Origin of the sequence: Enterococcus devriesei (assembly GCF_001885905.1) — a bacterium.
Taxonomy (GTDB): Bacteria; Bacillota; Bacilli; order Lactobacillales; family Enterococcaceae; genus Enterococcus_A; species Enterococcus_A devriesei.
The window spans coordinates 1-1,012 of record NZ_JXKM01000036.1 but is presented as its reverse complement, the minus strand read 5'-3'; the positions used below and the strand labels follow the sequence as shown (position 1 = coordinate 1,012).

Below are 1,012 nucleotides of genomic sequence, written 5' to 3'. Positions count from 1 at the left end.
TGTAGTGACCCCCAAAAGTTAGACTTTTATAGAGTGGAGAAATCCACTCTTTTTTTCATGTAATAAATCAAGGATTAAGCAGCTACTCGAGCTGATTTTCTAAATTGAACAGGGCTTCGCCAGTTCAATTTATTTTTCATTCGTTCATTATTGTAATAGTAAATATACTGATCAATTGCTGCCTTAAGTTCATCAAAGCTGCGATAAATCTCTCCGTGAAAAATTTCTTGTTTCAAAAGACTAAAGAAATTTTCCATCGGTGAATTATCTAAACAATTTCCTTTTCGAGACATGCTCTGGAAGATTTTATGTTGTTTCAATTGATAACTGTAGGCTTTCATTTGATAAGCCCACCCCTGATCAGAATGGAACGTTCGACGATAAGGGCAATCACTGGTAATTTGGATTGCTTCTTCCAAACCTTCCATTACCGCTACCGCGTTTGGTTTTTCAGAGATTCTATAAGAGAGGATTTCACTGTTGAATAGATCCATAAACGGATCTAAATAAAGCTTTTTCTGACGAATGACACCCTTGGTGTCTACTTCGAAATACTTAAATTCTGTTGTATCCGTTGTAATTTTTTGATGACAAACATTGGTGTAGAAACGACGATGGATTAGATTTTTAGCAACGATACCGATTTTTCCACGATAGGAGCTATAGCGTCGAGACTTTCGTGTATAGGACTTCACTTCAATCCTTAACTTTTTAATCAATCGTTGCACTTTCTTTTTATTGACATGAAAACCCCGAACTTTCAATTCTTTCGTCATTCGTAAACAACCATAATCCTTGTGCTTCTTACGAATTTTTAACATCTCTTCTTCGATGGATTGCGTTGGATTTAAGCGTTCAAAACGCTTTTGCCAATACATAAAGGTGGATTTAGGAAACCTCAAGGTTTCAAGAAGCTCAACTAATTTGAATGGTCCTCGGAGGCTGTCGATGATTCGCGCGACTGATTCTTTCGTCTTTGTTGAGCTTCCTGTTTTCGCAGCTTCCTCAATTC

The 1,012-nt window shown here is 37.0% G+C and carries 1 protein-coding gene; it reads right to left on the bottom strand.

Going from position 1 to position 1,012, the window contains the following annotated elements; all coding sequences use genetic code 11:
• Positions 1 to 74: 74 nt before the first annotated feature.
• On the bottom strand, positions 75 to 1,012 hold a 938-nt coding region (locus RV00_RS15845; RefSeq protein ID WP_249024125.1), incomplete at its 5' end, for an IS3 family transposase.